The organism is Streptomyces sp. NPDC088194 (genome assembly GCF_040702025.1).
Lineage (GTDB): Bacteria > Actinomycetota > Actinomycetes > Streptomycetales > Streptomycetaceae > Actinacidiphila.
Genome location: NZ_JBFBIV010000177.1, coordinates 1 through 8,853, shown reverse-complemented (window position 1 = coordinate 8,853; position 8,853 = coordinate 1). Strand labels below are relative to the sequence as shown.

Below are 8,853 nucleotides of genomic sequence, written 5' to 3'. Positions count from 1 at the left end.
CCACGAACACCGAGACCTTGGCGCGCAGCACCCACGGGTCGAACGGCTTGGAGATGTAGTCGACCGCACCGGCCGCGTATCCGCGGAACGTCGGGGATCTGGTGGACGTCGGGGACCCGGTGGACATCGGGAGTGGATGCCCGGGCGGCGCGGTGGCCGCTCGGCTCAGGCCGTCGCCGCGTGCTCCGCTTCCGAACCGGCGCCCGACTGCTCCGGCATCATCGGGTCGGCGTCTTCGGCGTGCTGGTCCAGCACGGCGGGGACGCCCTTGAGCATGCGCAGCGCGAACACCGCGCCGACCAGCATCACCGCCGCGGCGGCCAGCATGGTGATGTGCATGCTGTGGGTGAACGCCTGCCGGGCCGCGTCCACGACGTGCTGCCCGGTCGCCCCGGCGAGCTGCCCTCCCGTCTGCACCCCGCCCGCCACGGACTCACGGGCCGCCGACCTCTGATCGGCGCTCAGCTGCCCCGGCAGCCGCAGGTCGTTGCGGTACAGGGTGGTGAGCACCGAGCCGAGGATCGCGATGCCGAGCGCGCCGCCCAGCTCCATGCCGGTCTCGGAGATCGCCGCGGCCGCACCAACCCGCTTCCTGGACACGCTCGCCAGGATCGTGTCGGAGGTGACGGCGAAGGTGAAGGTGATGCCGAGGCCGTTCACGACGAGGATCGGCAGCAGGTGCCAGTAGTCGGTGTGCGGGGTGACCCGGGCGAGCGCCGCGGTGCTCACGGACATCAGCAGCAGGCCGAGCGCGACCGTACGGGCCCGGCCCACGCGGTGGACCAGCACCGAGGAGGCGGGCGCCCCGACGGCCGCCGAGAGCGGACCGGGCAGCAGCGCGAGGCCCGCCATGAGCGGCGACCACCCGTGCACGACCTGGAAGTAGAGCGAGCAGGCCAGCGAGAGCGTGGACGAGGTGAACAGCGCGACGGTGTTCGAGGCCAGGGCACCGGAGAACGCCGCGTTGCGGAAGAACCTCAGGTCCAGCAGGGGCACGGCGAGCCGCCTCTGACGGCGCAGGAAGGTGGTCAGGGAGATCGCCCCGACCACCGCGCTGATCCACACCGCGGGGTCGTCGACGCCGTTGCGGGCGGCGGTCTTGATCGCGTAGATGATGCCGAGCATCCCGACGATCGACAGCGGCACGCTGATCCAGTCGAGCCGGCCCGGGTGCGGGTTCCTGGACTCCGGCAGGATGACCGTGCCGACCGCCAGCACCAGTGCCATCAACGGCACGTTGATCAGGAAGACCGAACCCCACCAGAAATGGTCGAGCAGCAGACCGCCGACGACCGGGCCGAGCGCGAAGCTGGCCGCGCCGACGCCGCTGCTCACCCCGATCGCGGTGGTGCGCTCCTTGGGGTCGGTGAAGGCGTTGCGGACCAGGGACAGCGTGGAGGGCATGATCGTCGCCCCCGCGACGCCGAGCAGCGCGCGGGAGGCGATCAGCGTCCCCGGGCCGTCGGCGTAGGCGGTGAGCGCGGAGGCGGCGCCGAAGCCGGCCACACCCATCAGCAGCAGCCGCTTGCGGCCGATCCGGTCGCCCAGGCTGCCCGCGAAGATCAGCAGACCGCCGAGGACGAAGCCGTACACGTCGACGATCCACAGCAGTTGCGTGGAGGACGGATGGAGCTGGTCGGACAGGCTCGGCAGCGCGTAGTTCAGCACGCTGTTGTCGATGCCGAGGAGGGCGGCGGCCACGCAGCAGATGGCCAGTACGGCCCAGCGGCGGCCCCCGGCCACCGCACCGGGCGTCGGGGTCGGAGATGTCGTCGTCATGGGGACGAGCGTGGGCGGGGGCGCTGACCGCGCGCTGACCGGCGGCGCACCGCGCGCTGACAGCGGATGTCCGTGCAGGTCGGGGGGCTGTGCGCGCGGGTCGGGTGCTGTGCGCGCGGGTTCCGCGGGACGCGCTGGGGGTCGCAGGGGTGGTGCCGGGGCGGTGAGCGGCCGGCCGGCGCGGGGAGCAGCGGGCAGGAGTGGGGCGCAGCGACCGCGAGTCGCGTCACACGCCCACGAGGTACTCCGTCGCCCGGGCGAGCGCGGCCGCCCGGTCCAGCCCGGCGGTGCTCGCGTACGCCTGCTCGTAACGGCCGTCGCCCAGTGCCGTACGAGCGGCGGCGTCCGCGGCCCGGGCGTCGGGTCCGCCGGGCGGGCCCCCGCGCAGGGCGTGCGCGGCGCCGAGCAGCAACGCGGCCCGGTGCGGGTCGCCGGTCAGCATCGCGAGCCCGGCGGCGGCCACGGCCACGAGCGCGCCGGTCATCGGGAACTGCATCGACACCCCACCGTTCGTGGCCGCCTCCCGGAGCCGGTCCCGGGCACCTGCCGCGTCGCCCTTGGCCACCGCGATCCGCCCGAGTGCGACCAGCGCCGAGGAACGCATGCTGTCGCTGGAGAACCAGCCGCGCGGGCACTCCTGGAGTGCCTGCTCGCACAGCGCCCGTGCCCTCGTGAGGTCGCCGGCCAGCCGGGCGGCCTCGCCGAGCCCGAGGTGGGCCATCGCCAGCGTCTCCGGCGAGCCGGCCCGCCGGGACAGTTGCAGGGCCCGCTCGCAGTACGCGGTCGCGGCCTCGTACTCCTCCGCCTGCAGGCTGTACGCGGCGCGGTTGCAGAGCAGTTCGGCCATGTCCAGGGCGGAGTCCAGTTCCTCGGCCAGTTGCAGGGCGCGGCCGAGCAGGTCGATGGCCTCTTGGAGCCGGCCGCGGTAGTCGGCGAGATCGGCGAGCACGTTGAGGCAGGTGATCATGCCCCAGCGGTCGCCCCGCTGCTCGAAGTACTCGAAGGCGAGGCCGCATTCGCGCTGCGCGGAGTCCGCGTCGGCGTGCGACATCCACGCCTGGAAGCCGGCGCCGAGGTGGCCCAGCGCGCGGTACCACGGGTCGTCCCGCTCGGAGAGCACCTCCTCCAGCACCGCGAGGGTGTCGAGGCTCTCGTCCGGCGCCCCCGCGAACGGCGCCCACAGCAGCGTGAGGACGGGGAAGCGCCGGGATATCCGCTGCATCCGGTCGACGACGACGGTGGCCGCCGCCACGTGTTCGGCGTACGCCTCGGCGTCGGAGAGCGCGCCGACCACGGCCAGCACGCAGAGGGCGTACTCCTCCTCCATGCCCTCCGGCGGGTTCGGTCCGAGTTCCGCGAGCACCTGCCGAGCGGCCCTGAATCCCTCGTAACGCACCCCGCGCAGCAGCCAGTACGACGACAGCGCCGCGATCAGCCGCATCGTGGCGGGGATGTCGCCGGCGGCGAGGGAGCGGTGCAGGGCGGCCCGGAAGTTGTCGTTGTCGTCGGAGTACAGCCGCAGCCACTCCACCTGTTCTGCGCGGCGCAGGTACGGGTCGGCGTCGAGCGCGAAGTCCAGGAAGTAGGCGATGTGGGCCCGTTGGGTGCGCCCGGCCTCGCCTGCTTCGGCCAGCCGCTCGGCGCCGTAGGCGCGGATCGACTCCAGCATGCGGTAGCGGACCCGGCCGGAGGGGTCGGGCTGCTGGGCCACCACGAGGGACTTCTCGACGAGCGCGGCGATCAGGTCGAGGACGTCGTCCGGGGCGATGCGGGGAGTGCCGGCGGCGGGAGGACGGCTCCCGTCGGCGCCGGTCCGGTCGGACTGGTCAAGTGGGTCGGACGGCTGCTCGGGCTGGTCCGCGCAGACCGCCTCCGCGGCGGCCAGCGTCCATCCGCCGGCGAAGACCGAAGCACGGCGCAGCACCGCCCGCTCGTCCGCCGGGAGCAGCTCCCAGCTCCACTCCACGACCCCACGCAGGGTGCGCTGACGCGGCTGCGCGGTGCGGCTGCCACGGGACAGCAGCCGGAAGAGCGCGTCCGGCCGCACGCCGAGGCTGTACGGCACCTCGTCGTCGGTGGCGGGCAGCGCGCCGAGCCGGGCGGCGATGTCGACGACCGACAGCGAACGCAGCCGGGCCGCGGCCAGCTCGATCGCCAGCGGCAGTCCGTCGAGGGCGGTGCACAGCCGCAGCACGGCGTCCACGGTCGCCGGGTCGGCGGTCGGGTCGAAGTCGGGACGGACGGCCTCGGCACGCGCCACGAAGAGCCGCACGGCGGGGGAGGCGAGCACCATGCCACGGTCGGCGCCCGGCTGCGGAAGCGCCAGAGTCGGCACCGGGCAGAGCACCTCGCCGTTGATGCCGAGCGCTTCGCGGCTGGTGGCGAGGACCCGGAGCAGGGGCAACCCGGCGAGCAGGCGCTCGACGAAGTAGGCGGCCTCGGCCACCACGTGCTCGCAGTTGTCGAGTACGAGCAGCAGCGGGCGATCGGCCAGCGCGGCTGTGATCCGGGCCAGCGGGTCGGGGGTGGCGCTGCCGCCGCCGCCCGCGGCGCCGGAGGTGGTCGCGGCCCCCGGGCCGCCGGCCGGCAACAGCCCGCCCTCGCGAAGTCCGAGGCCGGCGAGGACAGCTCGGGCCAAGGCTGCGCCATCGTCGAGGCCGGCCAGTTCCACGAACCTCACGTCGTCCGGATGCCGCCCGGCCACCTCGACCGCGAGCCGGGTCTTGCCCGCGCCGCCGGGGCCGATCAGCGTGATCAGCCGGCGGTGCGCCAACTGCTCGCCGAGCCGGGCGATTTCCGTCTCGCGGCCGACGAAGCTGGTGAGCTGGGCCGGAAGTTCGTGGTGGGCCCGCGGCGATGTTCCACGTGGAACATGAGCCTCCGGGACTGTTTCACGTGGAACATGCGCGGTTGTCCCGAGCGGTACGGCCGCGGGCCCGTCCGGGGAGGGGGGCGCGGGCGTGGTGCCGCCCGGCGCCGTCGAACCGGCGGACGCGGGCAGCTCCGACGTACCTGTCCCGACGGCCGGGCTGCCCGGTGACCCGCTGATCGCTCCACCCAACGGCCGGTCCGGCGACAGGTCCAGCGACCGGTCCGGCATCAGCGCCGGGTCGCCGCGCAGCACCGCGAGGTGGACCGCCGCCAGCTCCGGCCCCGGGTCGGCCCCCAGCGAATCGGCCAGCTCCCGCCGGGCGACGTCGTACGCCGCCAGCGCCTCCGCCTGCCGCCCGCTGCCGTACAGCGCCCGCATCAACTGCCCCCGCAGCCGCTCCCGCAGGGGATGCGCGGCCACCAACTCCCCCAGTTCCGCGACCACCTCGCGATGCCGGCCGAGCGCCAACTCCGCGTCGACCCGGTCCTCCACCGCCCCCAGCCGCAGCTCTTCCCACCGCGCCGCCTGGGCCACCACGAACGGCGCGTCCCCCACATCCGCCAGCGCGGGGCCCCGCCACAATCCGAGGGCGTCCCGCAGCCGCCCCGCGGCCACGTCCGGCTGCCCGGCCGCCAGCGCCTCTCGCCCGCGCCGCGCCAGCCGCTCGAACCGGTACGCGTCCACCTGATCCGGCTCCGCCGCGAGGCGGTACCCCGACGGGTGCCCCTCCACCGCCACCGGCAGTACCTGGCGCAGCCGCGAGATCTGCGACTGCACCGCGTTCGCGGCCCCGGCCGGCACGTCCACCCCGTACAAGCCGCTGATCAGCCGATCCGCCCCCACCACCCGCCCGGCATCCAGCGCGAGCAGGGCGAGCACGGCCCGCCGGCGTGGCCCACCCAGCCCGACCTCGGCGCCATCGACACCGATGACCCGCGTCGCCCCCAGAATCCCGAATATCACCACACCTCCGATTCTGTCGCACCCGCGGCCCAGGGCCCAGGTTCGACGAATCGCCCCGCGCCGGCACCCCGCCCCCGGTCCCGGGCCGCCCTCAGCCAGGAAGCGCCATTCCGCCGCCGACGCCCAGGTCCGCGTCGAGCTTGGCGACCAGCGAGGCACCGAGCCCCGGCGCATGGCGCGCGGCCCACTCCTCGGTCCGCGCGAGGAACCCCCGCAGTTCCCTCTGCACCCCCGCCAGCAACCCGGGCAACTCCGACGGCGCGATCTCCACCGGCGGCCCCACCTGAGGCCCGACGACCGCCGGACCCACCACCGGTCCGTCCGGCCACACCCGCACCACCGCGCCGTCCCGCTCGAACCACGGCGCCGGGTCGTGTCCGAGCCACGGACCCTCGCCCCCGTCGGCGACCTCACACCACTCCCGCCAGTCCTCCAACCCCGAGCAGCATCCCGGAACCACCACGGCCCCGGTCCCCTCGTCCCGCACCCGCAGCCCGCCCGGCGCGATGACCTTCTCCACCGCCAGCAGCCCCCGCACCAACTCCGCGGCCCCCACCGCCGCCCCCTCGTCCCCGAGCAATCCCCCGTACACCGCCATGGTCGCCAGCACGGTCCCGACCTCCGCCGCCGTCATCCGCCCGGACACCCGTACCCACCCGTAAGCCGGCACCCCAGAGGCGACCTCCCACGGCGCCGCCCCCACCTGCCCCGCCACCTCGACCACCGCATCCATCTCCACCATCCCCCCACCATCCCAGCCCCCCAGCCACCGCCTTTCCCCGGCCGGGCGATCTCCCCATGCCCCGCGCGCGAAAGGGCGAGGGGCATGGGGGACGCGCGAACGAACGCGGCCCCTCCGCCCACATGGCGGGTTCCAGCGATCGCGTCGAGGTGGGTGAGTATCGACCGCGCGAGCGTCTCGGGACCGTCCGGCCAACGGGGCTCTCCCGGGCCCACCGGTCCTCCCCAGGCGTTGAGGGCTCACCTCAACACCACGCCACGGCGGGCCAGAACTGCAAGGACGGTGTCGCGGGCCCGAACCCGCTGCCGGCTGTCCCGGTGTCCGGGCTTGCTGCCGTCGCGGCGGCGTACCGCCTAGCAGGCGTCGTACCGCCACGCACCGTTCTCCAGGGCCCACGCCTGGCCGTCCTGGTCAAGGAGGCTGTTGTCGTACGTGTAAGTGACGGTGCCGAGGGTGCCGGAGAGCCGGTCCACCGTGACGGTCTTGAGCTTCTGGTGGCCGTACGCGGTGACGCTCTGCTGGAGTTCCTGGCCGTAGGTGTGCTTGTCGGTCTTGGCCTGGCAGCGCTTGGACAGCATGGCGTAGCCCTTGTCAGCGTCCGGCGCGAAGTAGGCCGTGGAATAGGTCCGGACCGCCGCGACGAGTTCGTCCTTGCCGGCACCCGCGGCGCCGCTCGGGGTGGCGCGGCTGATCGCGGTGGGTGTCGAGCCGCTGCTCGATGCGGCCGTCGCGGGAGTGGCCGTCCCGGCATCGTCGTGATGGTGGCTCGACGAGCAGCCGGCCAGCGCGACCAGCGCGGCGACGGACACGACGGCGATACGGATGCGCATGTTCCCCCCGAGATCAAGTCCGAGCGGTCACACCGTAGCGCCGTCCCTGCCACCAATGGGTGCGGTATACGTGCCGAACGGTCAGCGGCCCCTTCGCCCGAGACGGGTGAAGGGGCCGCTGAACTGCGAAGCACACGGTGGAGCCTAGGAGATTCGAACTCCTGACATCTGCCTTGCAAAGGCAGCGCTCTACCAACTGAGCTAAGGCCCCGTGTCGCAGACAGCGTACCCGTTGCGGGGGGTCGAGCTGAAACGGGTTGAGGGGGTGGGACGGGTGGCACCCTCGCGCCCGGGCGGGGGCACTGGCAGAGTCGGGTCCGACGGATCGGGGTCGGTGAAGGGGGCGGACGGCAGGCCATGGGCGAGGTCTTCGCGGGTCGGTACGAGCTGGTGGACCCGATCGGGCACGGCGGGGTCGGGGCGGTGTGGCGGGCATGGGACCGGCGCAGGCGGCGATACGTGGCCGCGAAGGTGCTCCAGCAGAGTGACGCCCACGCGCTGCTGCGCTTCGTACGGGAGCAGGCGATGCGGATCGACCACCCGCATGTGCTGGCCCCGGCGAGCTGGGCCGCGGACGACGACAAGGTGCTGTTCACCATGGACCTGGTGTGCGGCGGGTCGCTGTCGCACCTGGTCGGGGAGTACGGCCCGCTGCCGCCGCGGTTCGTGTGCGTGCTGCTCGACCAGCTGCTGGCCGGGCTGACCGCGGTACACGCCGAGGGCATCGTGCACCGGGACATCAAGCCCGCCAACGTCCTGCTGGAGGCGACCGGCACGCGCGCCCCGCACGTGCGGCTGTCGGACTTCGGGATCGCGATGCGCAAGGGCGACGCCCGGCTGACAGAGACCAACTACGTGGTCGGCACCCCCGGCTACTTCGCCCCGGAGCAACTGCTCGGCGCCGAACCGGACTTCGCGGCGGACCTGTACGCGACCGGCCTCGTCACGCTCTACCTGCTGGGCGGCCGGAAGCCGGACGCGCAGGCGGTGCAGGACCGGTTCCTGGAGATGGGCATGCCCCCGGCGCCGTTGGGCGTGCCGGGCCCGCTGTGGCAGGTGGTCGGCACCCTGCTCCAGCCGGACCCGTACGCGCGGTTCCGTACGGCGACGGGCGCGCGCAAGGCGCTGGGGGCTGCCATGGAACTGCTGCCGGAGGGTGCGCACGGCGAGGAACCGGTGGAGATCTTCGACCAGATCGGCCCGCTGCCCCCGGGCTTCGGCCCGGACGGGCCGACCGTCGCGGACCGGGTGGCCGGCGGCCCGCTGACCATCGACCTGTCCGGCCCGCCCGCAGAGCCCGCAGAGCCCGCGGAATCCGCAGGGCCCGCAGAATCGGCCCAACCCGCCGCCCCGCAACCGTCGTTCCCGTACCCGCCGGCCCAAGGCTCCGCGCCCCACGGCCCCGCGACACCCGGTCCCGCAGCTCCCACTCCCGACCCGACCGGCGCCGCCCAGGCCCAGTCCTCGGCCGCCCGAGCCCCACGGCTGCCTGCCGGGACGCCGTACCCGGAGTACCCGGAGTCCGTACCCGCCCCGCAGCCGCCCGGAAAGCGCCGCCAGGCGCGCCACGCCGCCCCGACCCCTGCCGCGGCCTCGGAGGCCGTCCCCGCGCCCGCCATGGCGCCCGACAGCCCGCAGGGGCCCCCGACCCACCCGCCCACCCGCCC

The 8,853-nt window shown here is 74.3% G+C and carries 5 protein-coding genes, 1 tRNA gene and 1 pseudogene; 1 reads left to right on the top strand and 6 read right to left on the bottom strand.

The window, feature by feature from the left end; all coding sequences use genetic code 11:
- From AB0399_RS39855 to AB0399_RS39830, 6 genes and pseudogenes are all read right to left on the bottom strand, one after another.
- Positions 1 to 91 (bottom strand): annotated as a pseudogene (locus AB0399_RS39855) (response regulator); the annotation flags it as partial.
- Between the two features lie 74 nt (positions 92 to 165).
- Positions 166 to 1,779 carry an MFS transporter gene (locus AB0399_RS39850; protein WP_366414616.1) on the bottom strand — a complete coding sequence of 538 codons (1,614 nt, stop codon included), beginning with the start codon at positions 1,777 to 1,779 and terminating at the stop codon, positions 166 to 168.
- Positions 1,780 to 2,005: 226 nt separating this feature from the next.
- Positions 2,006 to 5,617 carry a BTAD domain-containing putative transcriptional regulator gene (locus AB0399_RS39845; protein ID WP_366414615.1) on the bottom strand — a complete coding sequence of 1,204 codons (3,612 nt, stop codon included), beginning with the start codon at positions 5,615 to 5,617 and terminating at the stop codon, positions 2,006 to 2,008.
- 88 nt (positions 5,618 to 5,705) lie between these two features.
- On the bottom strand, positions 5,706 to 6,356 hold the full coding sequence (locus AB0399_RS39840) for a hypothetical protein (RefSeq protein WP_366414614.1): 651 nt from the start codon (positions 6,354 to 6,356) through the stop codon (positions 5,706 to 5,708).
- A gap of 353 nt (positions 6,357 to 6,709) precedes the next feature.
- A complete protein-coding gene (locus tag AB0399_RS39835) occupies positions 6,710 to 7,186 on the bottom strand; it encodes a hypothetical protein (RefSeq protein WP_366414613.1) in 477 nt (158 codons plus the stop codon).
- A gap of 138 nt (positions 7,187 to 7,324) precedes the next feature.
- Positions 7,325 to 7,397 (bottom strand) — tRNA-Ala (locus tag AB0399_RS39830).
- A gap of 146 nt (positions 7,398 to 7,543) precedes the next feature.
- On the opposite strand from AB0399_RS39830, the gene AB0399_RS39825 reads away from it, so the two are divergent.
- A partial coding sequence (locus AB0399_RS39825; protein ID WP_366414612.1) for a protein kinase occupies positions 7,544 to 8,853 on the top strand: 1,310 nt, incomplete at its 3' end.

Bases quoted from the DNA above. Each gene is read 5' to 3' on its own strand.
- AB0399_RS39850 (WP_366414616.1), bottom strand. From the start codon at position 1,779: ATGACGACGACATCTCCGACCCCGACGCCCGGTGCGGTGGCCGGGGGC.
- AB0399_RS39840 (WP_366414614.1), bottom strand. From the start codon at position 6,356: ATGGTGGAGATGGATGCGGTGGTCGAGGTGGCGGGGCAGGTGGGGGCG.
- AB0399_RS39835 (WP_366414613.1), bottom strand. From the start codon at position 7,186: ATGCGCATCCGTATCGCCGTCGTGTCCGTCGCCGCGCTGGTCGCGCTG.